Source organism: Mycobacterium sp. PTI7, assembly GCF_056679845.1.
Map to the genome: position 1 here is coordinate 3,859,011 of NZ_CM155252.1, position 21,143 is coordinate 3,880,153.

18 protein-coding genes and 1 tRNA gene are annotated in these 21,143 nt (G+C 69.7%); 10 read left to right on the forward strand and 9 right to left on the reverse strand.

Features of this window, described 5'->3' with window-relative positions; translation table 11 throughout:
- Window positions 1-17: 17 nt before the first annotated feature.
- Complete coding sequence (locus tag AC1MEY_RS18570) at window positions 18-422, forward strand: HIT family protein (RefSeq protein ID WP_480226900.1); 405 nt, start codon at window positions 18-20, stop codon at window positions 420-422.
- Window positions 423-433: 11 nt separating this feature from the next.
- On the opposite strand, the gene AC1MEY_RS18575 is transcribed toward AC1MEY_RS18570, so the two are convergent.
- A complete protein-coding gene (locus AC1MEY_RS18575) occupies window positions 434-1,867 on the reverse strand; it encodes a sensor histidine kinase (RefSeq protein ID WP_480226901.1) in 1,434 nt (477 codons plus the stop codon).
- Between the two features lie 101 nt (window positions 1,868-1,968).
- Window positions 1,969-2,691 carry a response regulator transcription factor gene (locus AC1MEY_RS18580; RefSeq protein ID WP_480226902.1) on the reverse strand — a complete coding sequence of 241 codons (723 nt, stop codon included), beginning with the start codon at window positions 2,689-2,691 and terminating at the stop codon, window positions 1,969-1,971.
- A 138-nt stretch (window positions 2,692-2,829) separates the two neighbouring features.
- Here AC1MEY_RS18580 and AC1MEY_RS18585 point away from each other — a divergent pair, with 138 nt between their 5' ends.
- Window positions 2,830-3,651 (forward strand): hypothetical protein, encoded by an 822-nt coding sequence (locus AC1MEY_RS18585; RefSeq protein WP_480226903.1) that lies wholly within the window; start codon window positions 2,830-2,832, stop codon window positions 3,649-3,651.
- A gap of 29 nt (window positions 3,652-3,680) precedes the next feature.
- On the opposite strand, the gene AC1MEY_RS18590 is transcribed toward AC1MEY_RS18585, so the two are convergent.
- The 3 genes from AC1MEY_RS18590 to AC1MEY_RS18600 all read right to left on the reverse strand — a co-directional run bounded on the left by AC1MEY_RS18590 (window position 3,681) and on the right by AC1MEY_RS18600 (window position 4,508).
- Window positions 3,681-3,752: transfer RNA gene (locus AC1MEY_RS18590), tRNA-Thr, on the reverse strand.
- A 75-nt stretch (window positions 3,753-3,827) separates the two neighbouring features.
- Window positions 3,828-3,986 carry a hypothetical protein gene (locus tag AC1MEY_RS18595; RefSeq protein WP_480226904.1) on the reverse strand — a complete coding sequence of 53 codons (159 nt, stop codon included), beginning with the start codon at window positions 3,984-3,986 and terminating at the stop codon, window positions 3,828-3,830.
- A gap of 39 nt (window positions 3,987-4,025) precedes the next feature.
- Window positions 4,026-4,508 (reverse strand): LppP/LprE family lipoprotein, encoded by a 483-nt coding sequence (locus tag AC1MEY_RS18600; RefSeq protein WP_480226905.1) that lies wholly within the window; start codon window positions 4,506-4,508, stop codon window positions 4,026-4,028.
- A gap of 123 nt (window positions 4,509-4,631) precedes the next feature.
- On the opposite strand from AC1MEY_RS18600, the gene AC1MEY_RS18605 reads away from it, so the two are divergent.
- The 5 genes from AC1MEY_RS18605 (at window position 4,632) to AC1MEY_RS18625 (ending at window position 14,852) form a co-directional block, all read left to right on the forward strand.
- Window positions 4,632-5,450, forward strand: a complete 819-nt coding sequence (locus AC1MEY_RS18605; RefSeq protein WP_480226906.1) for a DeoR/GlpR family DNA-binding transcription regulator — start codon at window positions 4,632-4,634, stop codon at window positions 5,448-5,450.
- Complete coding sequence (locus AC1MEY_RS18610; RefSeq protein ID WP_480226907.1) at window positions 5,447-6,868, forward strand: FGGY family carbohydrate kinase; 1,422 nt, start codon at window positions 5,447-5,449, stop codon at window positions 6,866-6,868. Before AC1MEY_RS18605 ends, AC1MEY_RS18610 begins: the two co-directional genes overlap by 4 nt.
- The gene (locus AC1MEY_RS18615) at window positions 6,865-8,247 is read left to right on the forward strand and encodes an FAD-dependent oxidoreductase (protein WP_480226908.1); all 1,383 of its coding nucleotides are present in this window, start codon (window positions 6,865-6,867) and stop codon (window positions 8,245-8,247) included. The genes AC1MEY_RS18610 and AC1MEY_RS18615 overlap by 4 nt, the downstream gene beginning before the upstream one ends.
- Window positions 8,244-9,479, forward strand: a complete 1,236-nt coding sequence (locus tag AC1MEY_RS18620; protein WP_480226909.1) for an NAD(P)/FAD-dependent oxidoreductase — start codon at window positions 8,244-8,246, stop codon at window positions 9,477-9,479. Before AC1MEY_RS18615 ends, AC1MEY_RS18620 begins: the two co-directional genes overlap by 4 nt.
- A 66-nt stretch (window positions 9,480-9,545) precedes the next feature.
- Window positions 9,546-14,852, forward strand: a complete 5,307-nt coding sequence (locus AC1MEY_RS18625; protein WP_480226910.1) for an Ig-like domain-containing protein — start codon at window positions 9,546-9,548, stop codon at window positions 14,850-14,852.
- A gap of 10 nt (window positions 14,853-14,862) precedes the next feature.
- On the opposite strand, the gene AC1MEY_RS18630 is transcribed toward AC1MEY_RS18625, so the two are convergent.
- The gene (locus AC1MEY_RS18630; RefSeq protein WP_480231556.1) at window positions 14,863-15,327 is read right to left on the reverse strand and encodes a VOC family protein; all 465 of its coding nucleotides are present in this window, start codon (window positions 15,325-15,327) and stop codon (window positions 14,863-14,865) included.
- Window positions 15,328-15,511: 184 nt separating this feature from the next.
- Here AC1MEY_RS18630 and AC1MEY_RS18635 point away from each other — a divergent pair, with 184 nt between their 5' ends.
- The 3 genes from AC1MEY_RS18635 to AC1MEY_RS18645 all read left to right on the forward strand — a co-directional run bounded on the left by AC1MEY_RS18635 (window position 15,512) and on the right by AC1MEY_RS18645 (window position 18,753).
- Window positions 15,512-15,871 carry a hypothetical protein gene (locus tag AC1MEY_RS18635; RefSeq protein WP_480226911.1) on the forward strand — a complete coding sequence of 120 codons (360 nt, stop codon included), beginning with the start codon at window positions 15,512-15,514 and terminating at the stop codon, window positions 15,869-15,871.
- A gap of 159 nt (window positions 15,872-16,030) precedes the next feature.
- Window positions 16,031-18,274, forward strand: a complete 2,244-nt coding sequence (locus tag AC1MEY_RS18640; protein WP_480226912.1) for a DUF4185 domain-containing protein — start codon at window positions 16,031-16,033, stop codon at window positions 18,272-18,274.
- A gap of 2 nt (window positions 18,275-18,276) precedes the next feature.
- A complete protein-coding gene (locus AC1MEY_RS18645; RefSeq protein ID WP_480226913.1) occupies window positions 18,277-18,753 on the forward strand; it encodes a hypothetical protein in 477 nt (158 codons plus the stop codon).
- Window position 18,754: 1 nt separating this feature from the next.
- Here the strand turns inward: AC1MEY_RS18645 and AC1MEY_RS18650 are convergent, their stop codons facing one another.
- The 3 genes from AC1MEY_RS18650 to AC1MEY_RS18660 all read right to left on the reverse strand — a co-directional run bounded on the left by AC1MEY_RS18650 (window position 18,755) and on the right by AC1MEY_RS18660 (window position 21,056).
- A complete protein-coding gene (locus AC1MEY_RS18650; protein WP_480226914.1) occupies window positions 18,755-19,678 on the reverse strand; it encodes an NAD(P)H-dependent flavin oxidoreductase in 924 nt (307 codons plus the stop codon).
- Window positions 19,679-19,718: 40 nt separating this feature from the next.
- Window positions 19,719-19,979: a hypothetical protein gene (locus AC1MEY_RS18655; protein WP_480226915.1), complete on the reverse strand. Its 261-nt coding sequence runs from the start codon at window positions 19,977-19,979 to the stop codon at window positions 19,719-19,721.
- A gap of 69 nt (window positions 19,980-20,048) precedes the next feature.
- Window positions 20,049-21,056: a VWA domain-containing protein gene (locus tag AC1MEY_RS18660; protein WP_480226916.1), complete on the reverse strand. Its 1,008-nt coding sequence runs from the start codon at window positions 21,054-21,056 to the stop codon at window positions 20,049-20,051.
- Between the last annotated feature and the right edge of the window lie 87 nt (window positions 21,057-21,143).

Sequence of the window (21,143 nt, forward strand, 5' to 3'; positions counted from 1 at the left end):
GCCGCTAGGCTCGGGCCATGGCGTCCATCTTCACCAAGATCATCAACCGGGAGATCCCCGGCCGCTTCGTCTACGAGGACGACGCGGTCGTGGGATTCCTGACGATCGAACCGATGACCCCCGGCCACACCCTGGTGGTGCCCCGCGCCGAGATCGACAACTGGCAGGACGTCGAACCCGAGGCGTTCGCCCGCGTGATGGCGGTGGCGCAGCGCATCGGCAAGGCAGTGTCGAAGGCGTTCGACACCGAGAGGTCCGGGCTCATCATCGCCGGCCTCGAGGTGCCGCACCTGCACGTCCACGTGTTCCCCGCGCGCGACCTCGCGGACTTCGGATTCGCCTCGGTCGACCGCAACCCGTCGCCGGAGTCGCTCGACGAGGCGCAGGCTAAGATCACGGCCGCGCTCGCCGAACTCGACTGAGCCCCGCCGCCTCAGGCGACGGGAACCGGCACCTCCGCGATGCGCGGCAGGCACACCCGGAAACGGCACCCCTGCCCCGGCGCGGTGGTGACGCTGACGGTCCCGCCGTGCGCGTACACGAGCGAGTCGACGATGGACAGGCCCAGACCCGTACCGCCGCTGGTCCGGGTGCGCGACGAGTCGGTCCGATAGAAGCGCTCGAACACCCGCTGGGCGTCCTCGCGGCTCATCCCCGGTCCCTCGTCGCAGACCTCGAGCACGGCGTTGTCGCCGTCGGTGCCCACTCGTACCGAGATCTGCGCAGAATCCGGCGTGTGCTGCAGCGCGTTGGCCACCAGGTTGCCGAGCACCTGCCGCAGCCGCGCCTCGTCACCGAGCACCTCGGGCGTGCCGGGTCCGTCGAAGACCTCCATCGTGATCGACCGCTTCGGCGCCACGGATTGCGCGTCGTGGACGGCGTCGCTGGCGAGTGCGAGCAGGTCGACGCGGTTGTGCTCGAGCGGGCGCTGCGCGTCGAGCCGGGCCAGCAGTAGCAGATCCTCCACCAGGAGCCCCATCCGCCGCGCTTCGCTCTCGATGCGGTTCATCAGCATCTCCATGTCCCGCGCGGCGCCCTGGCGGTACAACTCGGCGAACCCGCGAATCGTGGTCAACGGCGTCCGCAGCTCGTGGCTGGCGTCGGTGATGAAGCGGCGCATGCGGTCCTCGGAGGTGCGGGCGCGTTCGGCCGACGCCTCCGACGACGCAACCGCGCGTTGGATCTGCGCCAACATCCCGTTGAGCGCCAACGACAGTCGGCCCACCTCGGTGCGCGGATCCCGCTGCGGAACGCGCCGATCCAGTTGGCCCGCCGCGATCGCCGCCGCGGTCTGCTCCACCTCCACCAGCGGGCGCAGACTCCGGTGCACCACCGCGTAGCCGGCGATCCCGAGCACCAGCAGCACCGCGGCGCCGATGCCGACCTGCGACCAGGCCAGCGCCCGCATCGTCGACTGCACCTCGGACAGGTCGATCGCCACCGTCGTCCGCTCGCCGCTCGGACCGCGGACGGTCATCGCCCGCCACTCGACGCCCGAGTCGTTCATCGACCCGACGGTCACCGGCTCGGGACCCACGTCGTTGTCGTCGGGCAGGGACGGTTCGGCGTCGCGGTCGTTGACGGCCATCCACACCCGGCCGTCGGGATCGATGCCGCGGACGTAGAAGTCGGTCGGCGGACGGCCCGGGTTCGGTCCCTCGAGCGGGTTGGTCGGCATGCGGCGGGGAGCCTGCGCCCAGCCGCGGGACGCGTCGAGCAGCGTCTGGTCGACCCGGTTGACCAAGCTGTGCCGCATTATCGACGTCACGGCGATGCCGGACGCGAGCAGGCCGAAGGTCACCAGGACGAGGGTCGCCGCCACCAACCCGACCCGCAGGGGAACGCCCCGCCCGTGTTGAATCGCCACGGCCCTAGTGTGAGCGCCGAGCGACCAGCGCGGGACCGATCATGGCTCCACGTTCTTCGCGCAGGCGCTCACCGTGCCCGCGTTCTTCGCGCAAGCGCTCATCACCGCGGCTCGCGGAGGACGTAACCCACCCCGCGCAACGTGTGCAGCAGCCGCTTGTCGCCGGTGTCGATCTTGCGCCGCAGGTAGGAGACGTACGACTCCACCACGTTGACGTCGCCGCCGAAGTCGTAGCGCCACACGTGGTCGAGGATCTTCGGCTTCGACAGCACGGTTCCCGCGTTGATGATGAAGTACCGCAGCAGCGTGAACTCGGTCGGCGACAGCGACACGGGCTCGCCGGCCTTCCACACCTCGTGGGTGTCCTCGTCGAGTTCGATGTCGGCGAACGACAGCCTGGCGGTGCGCACCTCCTCGACGCCGCGTCCCGTGCGACGGAGGATCACGCGCAACCGGGCCACCACCTCTTCGAGGCTGAACGGCTTGGTGACGTAGTCGTCACCGCCCAGCGTAAGCCCGGTGATCTTGTCCTGCAACGTGTCTCGCGCGGTGAGGAACAGCGCCGGAGCGTCGATGCCGTCGGCGCGGAGGCGACGCAGCACGCCGAAGCCGTCCATGCCGGGCATCATCACGTCGAGGATCACCGCGTCGGGCTTGATCTCGCGGGCCTTGTCGAGCGCCGCAGGACCGCTCGATGCCGTGTGCACCTCGAAGCCCTGGAACTTCAGGCTCACCGAGAGCAACTCGACGATGTTCGTCTCGTCGTCGACGACGAGGACCCTGGCTTCGGGGATGGACTCGGGTGTGAGTGCTGGCATTGCCATGGGTTCAATGTCCTCTGTGTTGCTGTAAAGGTGACTGCACAGGCACTGTGAGCTTCCTGTGAATCTTCTCAGCTGACGCTGCCGTCCGGCGACCAAGGCCCGGTGACGAGTCTGTGACCACGGTCATAGACTCGTGTCATGAGCTTCGGCAAAACCGTGTTCGACCTGGCCACCGCCCCGGCCCGCCTGGGCCTGGCCGTCGCCGACGCAGGACTCGGCATCGCCGGGGCCACCATCAGGTCCGTGCAGCAGGGACTGGCCGAGGCGTCCGCCCCGATCGGCGGCACGACGTCCATGGCAAAGATGCTGGGCCTCGACGAGGCCGTCGACCGCGCCAACCGCCTGGCCCGCCTGATGGACGACGACGCACCACTGGGCCGGGCGCTCGCACCGGACGGCCCGCTCAACCGGTTGCTGCGACCCGGCGGGATCGTCGACCAGCTGACCGCCGAGGGTGGCCTGCTGGACCGGCTGACCGCCGACACCGGTGCCGTGTCCCGGGCGCTCGCACCCGGTGGCCTCGTCGACCAGGTGACCGCCGAGGGCGGCCTGCTGGATCGGATGACCACCGACGACGGGGCGCTGTCCCGGGTGATCGCCCCGGGCGGACTCGCCGACCAGCTGCTGGCCAACGACGGGCTCATCGAGCGGGTGCTGCGCGAGGACGGCGTGGCCGACAAGCTGCTCGCGGAGGGCGGGCTGCTCGACACGATCACCGCCGAAGACGGGCCGCTGCTCAAGCTGGCCACCGTCGCCGACACCCTCAACCGGCTGGCGCCCGGCCTCGAAGCACTCGCACCGACGATCGATGCCCTGCACGAAGCCGTCATCACGCTCAGCCAGGTGGTCAACCCGCTGAGCACCATCGCCGACCGCATCCCGCTGCCGGGCCGGCGGTCGGGGCGCCGATCGATGCCGCGGCCGGTGACCTCGCAGCGCGTCATCGAGCACGACGACTAGGTTCCGGCCGGTCGCCCGGCCGTGACGGGAGCCCCCCGTCGGGATTGAACCGACGACCTACGCTTTACAAGAGCGTTGCTCTACCACTGAGCTAGGGAGGCAGGTGACGCGGTGAAAAGGGTAGCAGCGCGGGCGTTTCTCACCGCGCGTCGACCTCGGGGCCCGAAGACCGGAACCTAGGTCTCGTCGGCGACCTGATGCCTGCTCTGCTGCAGGCCCGGTCCGTCGGGATCCTCGCCCTTCTGATGATCCAGTTCGTCCTGCAGTTCGCGCTGCTCCGCGGTCGCCTCGGTGGCGTCCTTGGGCGTGGCGGGCGGCGTGCTCTGCTGATCCATGCGGCACGGATCGCCGGTTTCCCACCTCGCTAAACGCTCTCAGGACGGCGGCGCCGGATCGAGCATCTCGACGTGGTCGTCCTGCCACCGGTAGCGCACGCTGGTGACGGCCGCCGGCGCACACGCGTTGCACGCCCCCGGCGTCTTGTAGTTCAGGACGACGGTGTCGTCGGTGGTGCGGGCCGCATCGAGCGACGTGAAGCCGTACGCCTGGTAGGTCGCCGTACCGAGGTACTCGCCGTCGTGGAACATCAGCGCCGTGATAGGCGAGCTGCCCGTTCCTCCCGCCACCGAGACGAGCGCCGTGGACAGCGTCGCGCAGCGGTCGTAGTTGCCGAGCACGGACTCGGCGCTCCACCTCCAGTCCGTTCCCGGATACGGAGGCAGCGTGCGGACGGCCCGGGCGATCTCGGGTGCCGCGAGGTCGACCCCGCACCCCGGCGCGGCCGTGGCCGACGGTGGCACCTGCACGATCACGCCGCACGCCAGCGCAACGACCATCAACCCGGTTCTGATCCCCATGCCCTGATAGTCGTCGCCCGCCGTCGACCGTTACGCGCCCTGCACCGGGTCGGGTTGACGGCGGCCGGTCACCATCACACAATTGCAGTCATCCACGGTCATCAATCCACAGAAGGTGTCCTGATGCTCCCCGTCGCCCGACACGACGCCATCGTCGGTCTGGTCAACGGCGCACACACCGTCAGCACCGACGAACTGGTCAACCGACTCGGGGTGTCGGCCGAGACGGTGCGCCGCGACCTCGCCCTGCTCGAGGAGCGCGGCGCTCTGCGTCGGGTGCACGGGGGTGCGGCCAGCATCCTGCGGCGCGGCAGCGTCGAGGAGCCGTCCTTCGTCGAACGCACCGTCATCCGCCAGCAGGCGAAGACCCAGCTGGCACGCGTGGCCGTTGCACTGCTCGAACCCGGCCAGACCGTGGCGATCGACATCGGCACCACCGCCGTTGAGGTGGCCCGCGCCATCCCAGCGTCGTTCCGCGGCACGGTGATCACCCCGTCGCTCCTGGTGGCCGTCGAACTCGCCGGCCGGCGCGACGTGGACGTGCTGGTGTCGGGTGGCCGGGTGCGCGGCGGCGACCTGGCGTGCTCCAACGCCCACGCGCGCTCGCTCTTCGCGGACGTCTACCCGGACGTCGCGTTCATCGGGTCCGGTGGCGTCGACGCCGTCGCGGGCCTCACGGACTATCACCTCGACGAGGTCGACGTCCGGCGCACCATCATCGCCAACAGCGCGGCGAGCTACATCCTGGCCGACTCCTCGAAGCTCGGACGGATCGGGCCGCACCGCGTGTGCGACCTGGGCTCGGTCAGCGGTTTCATCACCGAAGAGTGCACGTCGCCAGCCGTTGCGGCGGCCATCCGCGAGTCAGGCGGTGTCGTCCTGTCGGCGGCTACGGACCCGCGAACCGCCGAAACCCCTCCGCTCGGAAGGCTCGACACATGACGGTGCTCGCCATCGACCAGGGCACCTCCGGCACCAAGGCCATCGTCGTCGACCCCGAGCGCGGGGTCTGCGGCGTGGCCGAGGTGCCGGTGCACCCCCGGTACCTCGACGGCGGCGGGGTCGAGCAGGATCCCCAGGAACTGCTCGACTCCGTACTCGAGGCGGGTCGCGCCGCCATCGCGCAGGCCGGCCGACCCGTCGACGTAATGTCGCTGGCCAACCAGGGTGAGACCGTCCTGGTCTGGGATCCGGACACCGGACGGCCCCTCACCCCGGCGATCGTGTGGCAGGACCGGCGCGCCGAATCCCTCTGTGCCGCAGTGTCCGAGCACGCCGAGGAGCTGGCGTCGCGGACCGGCCTGGTCCTCGATCCGTACTTCTCGGCGCCGAAGATGGCGTGGCTGCGTCGCAACGTGGAACGCGACGGCGTGGTGACCACGTCGGATACCTGGCTGCTGCATCGACTGACCGGCGAGTTCGTCACCGACGTGACGACGGCCAGCCGGTCGCTGGTGTTCGGCCTCGGCGAGAACGACTGGAGCCGAGACCTTCTCGCCATCTTCGGACTCGACTGCGAGACCCTCCCCCGCGTCGCCGCCAACGACGCCGTCGTGGGCGCGACGTCGGCATTCGGCGCCGAGGTACCCGTCGGCGGCATCGTCGTCGACCAGCAGGCGGCCCTGCTCGCCGAGTCCTGCATCGAGCCGGGGATGGCCAAGTGCACGTTCGGCACCGGTGCCTTCCTGCTCGCCAACACCGGCGGCGTCCCGATGCTGTCGGACTCGGGGCTGACGACGTCGGTCGCCTGGCGGGTCGGCGGGGAGAACACGTACTGCGTCGACGGCCAGGTGTACACGGCGGCGTCGGCGGTCCGCTGGCTCGCCTCGCTCGGCGTCATCTCCGGCGCGGAGGACCTCGACGCCGTCGCAGCGGGTGACAGCGGTGGCGTGCTGTGCGTGCCCGCCCTCGCGGGACTCGCCGCACCGTGGTGGGAAGCCGGTGCGACCGCGGCGTTCTCGGGCATGACGCTGTCCAGCGATCGCGGCCATCTGGTGCTTGCCCTGCTGCAGGGCATCGCCGCACAGATCGGCGAGTTGGTGACGGCGGTCGGAGACGGCGCCGAACCGCTGACCCGGTTGCGCGCCGACGGCGGTCTCACCCGGTCGACCGCGCTGATGCAGGCCGTCGCCGACGTCGTGCAGATACCCGTCGACGTCTACCCGTCGCCGCACGCCACCGCGCTCGGCGCAGCAGCACTCGCCGACCTGAGCCTGCGCCCCGGCACGGCACTGCGCGACGTGGTCGCGACCTGGTCGCCGTCGTCGTCGTACGAGCCGGTCTGGGATGCCGACCGGGCCGTCGAGTTCCGATCCTCGTGGCGAGCCCTCGCCGACACCACCTTCGGGGAGACGTCGTGAACCGCCACTACGACGTCGTCGTCATCGGAGCCGGCATCGTCGGGTCCGCGATCGCCCGCGAGCTGTCCGGACACGATCTGAGCGTCGCGCTCCTCGAGGCGCGCGACGACGTGGGCGACGGCACCAGCAAGGCCAACACCGCGATCCTGCACACCGGCTTCGACGCCACACCGGGCACACTGGAGTCGGCCATGGTGAGCCGGGGCTACCAGCTGCTCTCCGCGTACGCCGAGCCGACCGGCATCCCCATCGAGCACACCGGCGCCATCCTGGTGGCCTGGGACGACGAGCAGCTGGCCGCGCTGCCGAAGCTGCGCGACAAGGCGGCGGCCAACGGCTACCACCGCTGCGAGATCGTCGACGGCGCAACGGTGTACACCGCCGTGCCCGACCTGGGCGACGGCGTCCTCGGCGGACTGACGGTGCCCGACGAGTCGATCATCTGTACGTGGACGGTCAACCTGGCACTCGCCACCGACGCCGTCACCCGCGGTGCGGCGCTGCTGACCGGCCACCGCGTCACGGGCATCGACGGCGGAGACGAGACCACCACCCTGCACACCGGGGCCGGTGACGTCAGTGCGCGGTGGGTGGTCAACGCCGCGGGCCTGGGCGCCGATCACGTCGACGCGCTGTTCGGTCACGAGCGGTTCACCGTGACGCCGCGGCGCGGCGAACTCATCGTCTACGACAAGCTCGCCCGCCCACTCGTCGACAAGATCGTGCTGCCCGTGCCGACGTCGCGGGGCAAGGGCGTCCTCGTCAGCCCCACCATCTACGGCAACGTGATGCTCGGCCCCACGTCGGAGGACATCGACGATCGCGGCGCCACGGCGACCACGGCGAAGGGCCTCGACTTCCTCCTCGAGAAGGGACGCGCGCTGATGCCGCGACTTCTGCAAGAGGAGGTCACCGCCACCTACACGGGACTGCGGGCGGCGATCGACCACGGCGACTACCTCATCGAAGCCGATGTGGCGCAACGGTATCTGCTCGTCGGCGGCATCCGGTCGACGGGCCTCACGGCCGGCATGGCGATCGCCGAACACGTCCGCGCCATGCTGGTCGAGGCCGGCCTGACGATGACCCCGCGCGCCGACCTGCCGGCGCCGCCGCGCATGCCCAATCTGGGCGAGGCGTTCACCCGTCCGTACCAGGACGAGGTCCGGATCGCCGCCGATGAGGAGTACGGGACCATCGTGTGCTTCTGCGAACGCGTGACCGCGGGAGAACTGCGGGACGCGTGCCGGTCGCCGATCCCGGCCGTCGGTCTCGAGGGCCTGCGGCGCCGTACCCGCGTGATGAACGGCCGGTGCCAGGGCTTCTACTGCGGCGCCGAGGTGCAGGCGCTCCTCGACCGGGAGGTCGCGGCGCGATGACCGACACCGTGGACGTCGCGATCGTCGGTGGCGGCCCCGCCGGCCTGACCGCGGCCGCCGCACTCGCACCGGACCTCGACGTCGTCGTCCTCGAACGCGAGGCCACCGCCGGCGGGATCCCGCGCCACAGCGACCATCTCGGGTACGGCATGCGCGACATGAAGACGTTCATCGGCGGACCCGCCTACGCGCGCAGGCTCGTCGACGTGGCGACCGCCGAAGGCGCCGACGTCCGCACCCGCGCGATGGTGACCGGCTGGGCGGGCGACACGACACTCGACGTGACCTCACCCGCGGGACGCCAGACGATCGCAGCCCGCGCCGTCGTCCTCGCCACCGGCGCCCGCGAGCGGCCGCGCTCGGCGCGGCTCATCCCCGGCGACCGCGGCTCCGGGGTCTACACCACGGGGCACCTGCAGAACCTCGTTCACGTCCAACGGCGCACGGTCGGGCGGCGGGCGGTGATCGTCGGGGCCGAACTCGTCAGCTACTCCGCGGTTCTCACGCTCCGCCACGCGGGGTGCGAAACGGCGCTGATGACCACGACGTACCCCTCCCCCGAGTCGTACGCCGTGTTCAACCTCGCCGGCCGCTCGCCGCTCGTGGGCGTCGAGATCGCCACCCGGACGCGGGTCACCCGCATCATCGGCAAGCCCGCCCTGCGGGCCGTCGAGATCGAGCACCTCGACACCGGACGACGACGCATCGTCGACTGCGACACGCTGGTCCTCACCGGCGACTGGGTCCCCGACCACGAACTGGCCCGCAGCGCAGGCCTCGACATGGACGCCGACACGTTGGGACCGCTGACCGACACGGCGCTGCGCACCAGCAGGCCCGGCGTGTTCGCCGTCGGAAACCTGCTACACCCGGTCGACACCGCCGACGTCGCCGCGCTCGACGGACGGCACGTCGCGTCGGCGGTGCGCGAGCATCTCCGCGGAGTCCCGGCGCCGGTCGCCGGGGTTCGCCTGCAGACCGAACCGCCGCTGCGCTGGATCACCCCCGGCATCGTCCGGCCCGGAGACGGCGCCCCGGCGCGCAACCGCCTGCTGCTGTGGACCGACACGCTGATCCGCGTGCCCCGGTTGGTCGCGCGGCAGGACGGGCGGGTGGTCGGTCGCCGAACGCTGCCCTGGGCGGCGTCGCCCGGACGCGCCTTCCGGGTGCCCGCAGGCATCCTCGACCGCGTCGACCCAAAGGGCGGGCCGGTCACCGTGTCGCTGCGCTGAGGGTGGTGTTTGCCGGCAAGGCGACTACGTAGATCCGGGCGTTCCGGCCATCCGGACTACTGCACTTTGCTGATTGCCTACTCCAATACGCATCAGAGCCTTGCCAAAGGTACTTACGCCAGGGTAGATATTGTCAGCGACGTCAGCGTGGCTCGCGAGTTGTATTTAGCCAGTCTCGCAATCGGAGTCGTGTTCATGGGTGTCAGCCGCTACATCGGTCGTGTCGGAGCATTGGCCGTCGTGCTGGGAGTCGGCAGCGTCGTCGCCTTCCCGCAGACGGCACTCGCCGACGACGGTGACGGATCCAACGGGTCGGTGAGCGCGTCGTCGTCGCAACAGTCCACCGCCGGCGATCCGGGGACCACGGGAACCGCGACCGCGGGCACGGACGTCGAACCACCGAAGGTCACCACGGCGGAGTCCCCGGCGAACACCACCGCGACCGGATCGCAGGACCCGGACGACGGTGCGCCCGCGAGTACCGTCAGCGCCCAGACGAACACCGGCTCCAGCACGTCGACGAGCACCCCCACCGAACCGTCGTCCGCGCCGCTTCCGGTGCCCGAACCGGCCTCCGAACCAGTCGAGATCGTGGTCGAGCCACCTGCAACCGACGCCTCGCCCGAGCCGGCGAAGGCGACTGCTGCAGAGACTCCCTCGACCACCTCGAACGACGCACCCGCCCCCGCGGTCGTCGCCGTTCCAGCACTGGCGGGGTCGTCGCCGTCGATCGCCGACCGCACCGTCGCAGAGTCGTCACGCAGCATCCAGATGACAGCGTCCGCGCCGCAGCCCTCCACGTCGCGCGTTCAATCCCTGGCTCAGCCGGAGACCTTCGCGGTCACGACCGCGGCACTCGCGCCAGCCGCTCCTGCGCTGGACCCGCTCAGCGCGCTGCTGGCGGTGCCGGTGTCGATCATCACCACGCTGATCAACGCGGTGCTGACGCCCTTCTTCGGCGGCGTTCCGACTTCGCCGGCCCAGCCTTCGCTGCTGTGGGCCGTATTGGGTTGGGTGCGTAGGGAATTCCAACGCACCTTCACGAACTCCACGCCGACGGCACCCAACCAGGAAGTCACCGTCAGCCTGGCGCTCCCCGACGCGGTGAGCGCACCCATTGCCTTCGGTGCCACCGACGCCGACGGCGACCCACTGACCTTCACCGTGCCCGCGCGAGGCACCGTCGGTGGACCCGCCCGCGGCACCGTCTCCATCGACCAGGCCACCGGCACCTTCACCTACGACCCTGACGACGCCTACGCACTGACCGGCGGCACCGACACCTTCACGTACACGGTGAGTGACGCCGGCGCGCGGCCTACCTTCTTCGGCATCCCGCTGTCCTTCAGCCCCACCAGCGCCACGGGCACCGTCGCCGTGACGCTCAACCGGGTCAACGTCGCGCCGGTGATCAACGGCGACGACAGCGCCACCCTCGAGGACACCCCCGTCACCATCGCCGTGCTCGGCAACGACACCGACGCCAACGGGAACCCGCTGGCGGTCACCGGAGTCACGCAGGCGACCAACGGCACGACGACATTCACCGCGTCGGGGGTCACCTACACCCCGAACGCCAACTATTCCGGCACCGACAGCTTCACCTACACCGCGACCGACGGATCGCTCGCCGGCACGGCCACCGTCACCGTCACCGTGACGGCCGTCGACGACGGCCCGGGGGCAGTGAGCGACACCGCCGCCGTCACCGAGGACAGCGGCACGACGCAGATCGACGTCCTGGCCAACGACACCGACGTCGACGGCGGGCCCACGACGATCACCGGCGTCACTCAGCCCACCGGTGGCAGCGTCACCTTCACCGGCACCACCGTCAGCTACACCCCGAATGCCAACTTCGCCGGCACCGACACCTTCACGTACACCGTCAACGGCACCTCTACCGGCACCGTCACCGTCACCGTGACCGCGGTCGACGACTCACCAGTCCTGGTCGGAGACACCGCCACCGTGGCCGAGGACAGCGGCACGACACTGATCGACGTATTGACCAATGACACCGACGTCGACGCCGGACCCAAGACCATCACCGCCGTAACCCAACCCGCCAATGGCACGGTCACCTTCACCGGCACGACCGTGAGCTACACGCCGAATGCCAACTTCAACGGCACCGACACCTTCACGTACACCGTCAACGGCGGCTCGACCGCCACTGCCACCATCACCGTAAGTGCGGTCAACGACGGCGCCCCCGTCTTCGGACAGGTCACCTCCACGCCCGGAGTCGGCAACACCTGGGTGGTGTCGGCCCCCGCCACCGACATCGACGGCGACGCACTGACGACCACCGTCAGCAGCACTGTCCCGATTACCGCCACCCGACTGTCCGCCAGCACGCTCCGGGTGACCGTCGATCCCACCTGGGCCAGCGCCAACCCAGGCGCTCAGGTGCCGGTCACCCTGACCGTCACCGACAACGACGGCGCCGCCGCCACCACAACCTTGGTGATCGGCACCGCCAACAACGTCACCGCAATCGGCAACCCCCGCTACTTGCAGAACGACATCCCGGCCCTGCCCGCTGGGGTGATCTACACGTCGGTGGACGTCGGCCTCTACCACACAGTGTTGCTGCGGTCCGACGGCACCGCCGTCGCCGCCGGCTACAACAACAGCGGACAAGGAAACATCCCGACGCTGCCCGCCGGGCTCGCCTACACCCAAGTCTCCGTTGGGCAATATCACACCGTGCTACTGCGCTCCGACGGCACCGTCGTCACCGTTGGGAGCAACTTCTTCGGACAGCTCAACACCCCCGCGCCGCCGGCCGGGCTCACCTACACTCAGGTCGCCGCGGGCGACGACCACACCGTGCTCCTGCGGTCCGATGGCACGGCGGTCGCCGTCGGCTACAACGCCTTTGGGCAGACCACGATCCCGGCGCCGCCAGCCGGGCTCCGCTATACTGAGGTCGCCGCCGGCCGCTTTCACACCGTGCTGCTGCGCTCCGACGGCATGGCCGTCGGCGTCGGCTACAACGCCCAGGGGCAGAACAACATCCCGGCGCTGCCTGCCGGAGTCGTATATACCCAAGTCACCGCTGGCGCCTATTTCACTGTTCTGCTGCGCTCCGACGGCACCGCCGTCGCCTTCGGAGACAACGGCGACGGACAAACCAACATCCCGGCCCTGACCGCCGGGGTGACCTACACCCAGGTCGACGCCCGCTCGTATCACACAGTGCTGCTGCGCTCCGACGGCACCGCCGTGGCTGTCGGGGGGAACGCAAGCGGGCAGCTCAACATCCCGGCGCTACCGGCCGGAGTTGTTTACACCCAGGTCGCCACCGGCGACTCCAGCACGGTCTTGATCTCATCCACCACCGCCGCGCTCAACACACCGCCGGTCGCCGTGAACGACGCCGCCACCGTCGCCGAGGGTGGTACCACCAACATCACGGTGACCAACAACGACACCGACGCCAACGGCACCGTGGACGTCACCACCGTCGTCATCACCCGGCAGCCCACGGCAGGAACCGCGACCGTCAACGCCAACGGCACTGTTACCTACGCCAACAACGGCAGCGAGGCGAGGACCGATGGCTTCGCCTACAAGGTCAAGGACAACACCGGCGCGCTCAGCAATGAAGCGACCGTGACGATGACGATCACCGCGGTGAACGACGCCCCGGTCGCCGTCGGCGACACCGCCACCGTCTCCGTCGGCGGCACTACCACCATCGCGCTCCTCGCCAACGACTCCGACGTCGACGACGCCGTCAATCCGGCCACGGTCGTCATCGTCGGACAGCCCACCGCGGGAACCGTCACCGTCAACCCCAACGGCACCGTCGCCTACACCTCGACCGGCGCCACGGCGACCACCGACAGCTTCACCTACACCGTCAAGGACGCGAGTGGCGCCGCCGGCAACGCTGCCACCGTGACCGTGACGATCACGGCCGTCAACACCCCGCCGGTCGCCGTGGACGACACCGCCACCGTCGCCGAGGGCGGCTCCACGACCATCGCCGTGGTCACCAACGACACCGACGCCGACGGCAACATCGTCGCCGCGACGGTCGTCATCACCCGGCAACCCACCTCGGGCACCGTCACGGTCAACGCGAACGGCACTGTCACGTATGCCAACAACGGCAGCGAGGCAAGGACCGACAGTTTCGCCTACATTGTGAAGGACGCCGCCGGCGCGACGAGCAACGTTGCCACGGTGACCATGACGGTGACGCCGGTCAACGACGCGCCCGTCGCCGTGAACGACACCGCGACCGTCGCCGAGGGCGGCACCACCACCATCACGTTGATCACCAACGACACCGACGCCGACGGCACCGTGGACAGCGCCACCGTCGTCATCGTCCGGCAGCCCACGGCGGGCACCGTCACGGTAGGTCCGAACGGCACGGTCACCTACGCCGACAACGGCGGCGAGGCCACGGCGGACGGCTTCACCTACACGGTGAAGGACGTCGCCGGCGCGACGAGCAACGTTGCGACAGTGACCATCACGATCACCCCCGTCAACGACGCGCCCACCGCCGTGAACGACAGCTACACCGTTACTGGAAACGGCACCCTGACCGTCAGCGCGCCGGGCCTGCTGGCCAACGACACCGACTCCGACGGGCCCTTCCTCCGCCTCACCGAGATCTTCAGCCCTGCCAACGGCACACTCTCCGGGGTGCTCTCGACCGGCACCTTCACCTACACCCCGAACTCCGGGTTCATCGGCACGGACTCGTTCCGATACACCGTGAGCGACGGCACCGCCACCAGCCAGGGCACCGCGACGGTCACCGTCACCGCTGATCCCAACAACGTTGCGCCGGTCGGCAACCCGGATTCCTACACCGTCAACGAGGACACGGTCCTGACCGTGGGCGGCCCGGGACTCCTCGCCAACGACACCGACGCCAACGGCCAGACGTTGACCGTCGTGAGCATCGGAACCAGGCCCACCCGCGGCTCTCTCGAACTCAACTCGGACGGATCCTTCACCTATACGCCGGGACCCAATCTCAACGGCACGGACACGTTCACCTACAGGGCGAGCGACGGGGCTGCCGAGACTGCCTTCACGACGGTGACCATCAACGTGACCGCCGTGAACGATGCACCGGTGATCAACAACGACACCATTCCCATCGCGAAGGACACGTTCGTGGCATTTGCGTTGGGCAACAGGTCATCCGACGTCGACGGCGACGCGCTGACGGGGACGGTGGTCAGCGGCCCCCAGAACGGAACCTTCTTCTTCGACACGGTGAACCGGGGGTTCTCCTACCGACCCAACGCCGGCTACACCGGAACGGACTCGTTCACCTACAAGGTCAGCGACGGCACCCTTGAAAGTGCCGTCGCAACGGTCACGTTGGTCGTGACCTGACCCGACCCGTTCAGGCGGCGATCATCGCCAGGAAACCGGGCCAGTCGGGGAAGAGCGTGCGGTCGACCAGTTCGATGCGGATGCCGGCGTCGTCGACGAGGTATGCGAAGGAGCTGAGGACGTCTCCGGTGGGCCTGGCCTCGAGCCGGTAGCCGGCGGCTTCGAGTGCCCTGCAACTGGTTGTCAGGTCGTCGGTCCAGTACCCCAGGTGGTGGGCAGCCCGCGCGGGATCGGCGGTCCAGAGGGTGCCCGGCACCTCCTGGATGATCTCGAGGTGCGGCGCCTCGATCGAGTAGACGAAGCGGAACGGCATCTCGTGGTCGCCGTCGCGGGTGGTCACCGACAGCTCGGCCTCCACCGGCTTCGTCCAGTTGTAGCCGCTGACCGACGTCAGACGACTCGTCGCCTCGTCGATGTCCGGGACGACGAGTCCGACGTGATAGAGGTCGGCGATCGCGAGCGGCGGTGGGGGCATGGCAGTCACGGTGTCACGCTCGGGCCTCGCCGGTCGAGCCCACGAACGTCGACCTTCCGTTGCCCGCGAGCCGATTCGTCGACGGAAGGTCCACGTTCGTCAGCGCCTGATCACGAGCCCACCCGAGTGTCGGACCGGGAGAAGCGTCGCCGCGCCGATATGTTCGTCGGCAGAGGAGGCGCTGATGTCCGAGGCAGGAATCTGGGTGGCGTGGGGCATCCCCACCCGCGGTCGCGAGCAGCAGGCACTCGCGCTGCTCAAGGAGTCCCTCACCGGATACCTCGACACCCTGCGCGAGGAGGGCCGCATCGAGCGCTTCGACACCGCGATCCTGCGGCCGCAGAGCACGGAGCTGGGTGGCTTCATCCTCATCCAGGGCACCACGGAGCAGGTCGACGCGCTGCGCACCGACCAGGGCTTCCAGGTGTGGGCCACGCAGGTCCAGCTGGTCGCCGACCGCGTCGGGATCGTCGACGCGTGGGTGGGCGACGGGCTGTCCGAGGCCTTCGACATGTACGACGAGGCGCTGCGCCGACTCGACTGAGACGGGGTCGATCCCCGACCGGTAACGCTCCCCACACTCGGGACGACAGACAGCGCGAGTGATAGTTGGGGCGATTCTGGCGTTTGCTCACCAACCTCCTGGGTCGTGCGATTCACTCGTACGTGGGGGGTGACATCTCGGTCTGAGCAAGGGGACGACATGGGTGCTGGTAGATACATTGGCCGCGTCGGCGGATTGGCCGTCGCACTCGGCGTAGGCAGTGCGCTGGTCACCGGGCAGGGCGTCGCGCTCGCCGACGACGGCGGATCGGACTCGTCGTCCAACTCCTCCGACTCGTCGTCCGGCTCGACCTCGTCGACGGGCACGGGCTCCACCGGGGCGGGCTCGACGGGTACGGGGTCTGCGGGTGCGTCGACCGGGACCTCCACGACCTCGACCGGCACGGCGTCGACCACGTCCAGCGGGTCGACCGGCACGTCCTCGGGTACGACGTCCAACACCGGAACGTCGACCACCGCGACGTCCAACACCGTGCCGTCCGGCACCGTGAGCGCGCAGACCAACACCGGCTCCTCGGCCGGCGCCGCGGCCGCTGAACCGACCACCAAGCCGAGCGTCGAGCCCACCGCGAGCGCGGAGCCGACGGCACCGACCGCCACGCCGGAGCCCGCCGCCGATCCGACCCCGAAGCCCGACCCGGAACCGACCACCGAGCAGACCGCCACGCCCAAGCCCGCCGCACCGTCGAACAACTCCGAGACGGCGTCGACGAAGCCGAGCGTCACCCCGGCGACGGCAGACGCCACTCCGGTCGCGAAGCCGACCACCACGGCCAAGCAGGCCACCACCGCGACGGCGAACAAGGCCTCGAACGACACGACGGCCACGACGCAACCCGCACGGGTGGTCGTCACCGACGCCGATCCCACCGCGCCGACGGCGCGCACCTCGTCGCTGATCGCACCCGTCGAGACCCCCGCACCCAACCCGCTCGCCGCGGTCGCGAACATGGTCTCCGGGGTCGTCTCGGGCGTGGTCAACTGGCTCGCGGGACCGCTGGCGGGCAGCATGCCGAACACGCCCGCCGAGCCGCCGCTGGCCTGGACGCTGCTGGCCTTCGCCCGCCGCGAGATCGACAACTTCGTCTCGACCGTGACCAACGCGCTGGGCATCACCAACCCCGCCGCCACGGTTCAGACCACCAGCGTCGCGTTCGCGGCGCGGATGGCCACCCTCGCGGCCGCCGCGGTGCCGGCCCGGCCGGGCTACCCCGTGCCCGGCGCGCAGGTCAGCACGTCGACCAACTTCGTCGACTGGGTCACCGGCAACTTCCAGCCGAACAACACCTTCCAGCGCTACGGCATCTGGGGCACCGACGTCGGAACCATGTGGGACAACGGGATTCCCGACGATCCGACCACCCCCATCAACGAGCACCAGGTGCTGATCGCGTTCGGCGACACGTTTGGCGGACCGAACATGACGGGCACCTGGCGGCTGAACACGCTGTTCCGCAGCTCGGACCTGACACTCGCCGACGGCTTGAGCGTGCCCGACGGACAGTGGCTGAACGGCAACATGTTCGGCGGATCGCCGCTCTGGCAGGAGACCTACGCCCGCCAGATCATCCTGCCCGAACGGCTGCCCGCGGGCCTGCCCGCCGGCGTCACCCTGATCCCGACCGCGGGCATCTCGGTGCCGACGCCGGGCACCCAGTTCGGCGCCACGCAGTACCTGAGCTTCATGTCTGTCAAGCAGTGGGGCGCCGCCGGCCAGTGGTCGACCAACTACTCGGCGATGGCCTACTCGACCGACAACGGCGAGAACTGGTACGTGGCACCGCAGTCCGTGCGGATGAACGACCCCTACAGCGGCAACGCCAACTTCCAGCAGGCCGCGCTGGTGCGTCCGGGCGACGGCTACGTCTACTCGTACGGCACGCCGAACGGGCGCCAGGGTGCGGCATACCTCTCCCGCGTTGCGGAGAAGGACATCCTGGACGTGTCGAAGTACGAGTACTACAGCAAGGGCGTCGCCGGCGGATGGTTCGGCTGGGGCGCCACCCCCGCCGGCTGGTACAAGAACCAGCCCGCCAAGGCGACCGCCGTCTTCGGCGGCACGGAGGCCGGCGCCTGCGGGGCGACCAAGGCCGGCAGCCAGGTCAGCGAGTTCTCGGTGCAGTACAACAAGCAGCTCAAGAAGTTCGTCACGCTCTACGGCGACCAGTCCAACAACATCGTCCTGCGCACGTCCGACACCCCCGAGGGCGCGTGGTCGGAGGCGAAGGTCCTGATGACCCAGCAGCCCGGCGGCATCTACGCGCCGATGATGCACCCGTGGTCGTCGTCGACGATGGGCACGGGCACCGATCTGTACTGGAATCTCTCGCTGTGGTCGGAGTACAACGTCATGCTGATGAAGACCGACCTCACGAAGGTGTAGCCATGCGCTGGTCGACTGTCGTAACCGTGGCCGCCGCGTCGACGCTGGTGTGTGTCCCGGTTGCCGGCGCCGAACCCGCGGTGCCGCAACCGAATGCGTCCTGCACCCCCGAGGTGTCCGGTGCGATGACGCTGCCGGCGGGCGCGAAGACGCCGCTGCGGTGCACCGACGGTCGGTGGCAGACGGTGTCGGATCCCTACCCGTTCAGTGACCGCTGGGTGAGCCCCGGGCGCCCGATGACGCTGCGGGGCGGAGCCGTTCAGAACCCGCTGCTCGAGCCCGGTCGGTGGACGGCGGTCCCGCTGTCGGACGGCGACCGCTGCCGTGCGGAGCAGGTCTCGGTCACCTACGGCAAGGTCGACGGTCCGCCGCGCATCGACGAGGGCGGCGCCGGCGAGCGGCTCGACCTCGAGGTGATACCCCGCCTGCTGGACATCGACATGAGCGGAAACTGCCTGTGGCAGAAGGTGAGTGACTGACTCAGCCGAGCCGCGCCCGCGCGCGGTCCAGCTCCGCCTCGATGTTCTCCCACGTGCCACGCACGATGTCCGCCACCGGCAGCAGGTCGACGATGCGCGACGACACCTGGCCGGTGTTGGCGACGCTGGCGTCCAGATCGCCCTCGAAGTAGAGCGCCTCGATCCGGCCGAGCAGGGCGGCGCCCGGTTCGCCCGCCGACACCCTGGCCGCCAGACCGGTGCGCAGCACGCGCATCGTCGGGTTCCCCGGCACCTCGAGGAGCACCGTGCCCGCATCGTCCGCCGCGATGATCGCGTCCTTGAAGTTCGCGTGCACCGACGCCTCCACGCTCGCCAGCATGCGGGTGCCCATCTGCACGCCATCGGCACCGAGCACCAGAGCGGCTGCCGCAGAACGGGAGTCGCACATGCCGCCGGCGGCGATGATCGGCAGCTCGACCGACCCGGCGATCAGCGGCAGGAGCACCATGGTGGACGCGCCGAGCGCGGACTTGAATCCACCGCCCTCGACACCCTCCACCACCAGGGCGTCGACGCCGGCATCGGCCGCCTTCGCCGCAGCCCGCAGCGAGCCGACGACGTGGACCACCGTCATCCCGGCGTCGTGGAGTCGCGCGGTGAAGAGTGCCGGATCGCCCGCAGAGGTGAACACGTGGCGGACGCCCGCGTGCGACAGCACGTCGACGATCGACGGGTCCCGCTTCCACCCCTGGATCATCAGGTTGGCGGCGACGGGACGGTCGGTGAGGTCGCGAACGCGGAGCAGATCGGCGCGTCCCTGCGGGGTCAGCGTCTCGATCATGCCGAGGCCACCGGCCTCGGACACGGCGGCGGCGAGTTCCGCGCGGGCGATGTAGGTCATGGGCGCCTGCACCACCGGGTAGCGGACGCCGAGGAGCGATCGGATACGGTTGGGCGCGGTCACGTCGTGACCGTACTGCGTGACCGCGGCGGGTCGGGTGGGGTCAGCGCAGCATGCTGGGGAACGGCAGCGCGGCCTCGGCGGCCTCGATGCGGCGCGCGTCGACGGTGAAGCAGACCAGGCTGGCGGCGAAGCTGAGCAGCGCGGCGACGACCACTGCGGTGGCGGCGGCGGCCGAGCCCATGCCGAACAGCGAGACCCCCATGACCACGCCGATCACAGCGGCGAACATCAACAGCAGGCCGGTCGAGGCGACCGCCTCGGATGCCGGAACCTCGGTACGCGCTGCAGTGTGGGAAACCATGGTGTCGTCCTTCCGCCAGTGTGGGGCGGACACCTGATACCCCCGGCGGCGCGCAGCGAAACCGGCCGACTACAGCGGTAGCCGCCGGTTGATGAGCAGGGCCGAGATGGCCGCGATGGCCAACGCGAGAGCACCGAGCCGCAACCATCCCGCACTGGCGTCGCCGCGGACCGTTTCGTAGCCGATCTGGTCCTGCAGCGAACGGAAGACCTCGTTCAGCTCCGCGAGGTCCTCGGCCCGGTAGGCGGTGCCGCCCGACAGCTGCGCGACTTCCTTCATGGTGGTGTCGTCGACGGGCACGTCGACCTGCGCACCGTCGACCTCGACCTTCCCGTCGGGGGTGCCGAAGGCGATCGTCGAGATCGGGATGCCCTGATCCTTGCCGGCGCGCGCGGCCGTGAACGCGCCACGCGGGTTGTTGGGGTTGGACGGGGTGGTCTCCTTGCCGTCCGAGAAGAGCACGATGCGGGCCGGCGGCGGGCCGTCGCCGCCTCCGATGACCGCTCCGACGGTGGAGATCGCCTGTAGTGCAGCGAAGATCGCCTCACCGGTGGCGGTGCGCTCGGCCACCTGCATCTTGTCGATGGCGGCCTTGGTGGCGTCGTGGTTGGTGGTCGGCGAGCTGAGCATCGTGGGGTTGGCGGCGAACGTGATCAGACCCAGGTTCACACCGGGGGTGAGTTCGTCGGCGAACTTCTTGGCCGCCTCCTGCGACGCCTTCAGCCGGTTCGGCGGGACGTCGGTGGCGTTCATCGACGTCGAGACGTCCATGACGAGCATGACGACGGCGCGGTTGCGCGGGATCTTGCGGTCGAGCGACGGCCCCGCCATCGCGATGGTGAAGAACACCAGCGCCAGCGCCACCAGCACGGCCGGCACGTGACGCCACCGGCTCTGCGGGGTCGGGGAGACGCTGACGATCATGTCCGTGCTCGCGAAGCGGGCCAGACGCCGCGACTTGCTGCGCAGGATCGAGAAGTACAGGACCACCAGACCGGCGATCACCAACAGGAACAGGAAAAACCAGACGTGCGCGAAGCCCGACAGCGGCAGCTCCCCCAGGACGGGCAGATTCACGAATGATTCCCTTCGAATGATCGGATCCCAGACCGAGAGTACAAAGCCGCGGCGGTGAAGCCGGGACGCGCGACCCCGCCGGCCGCT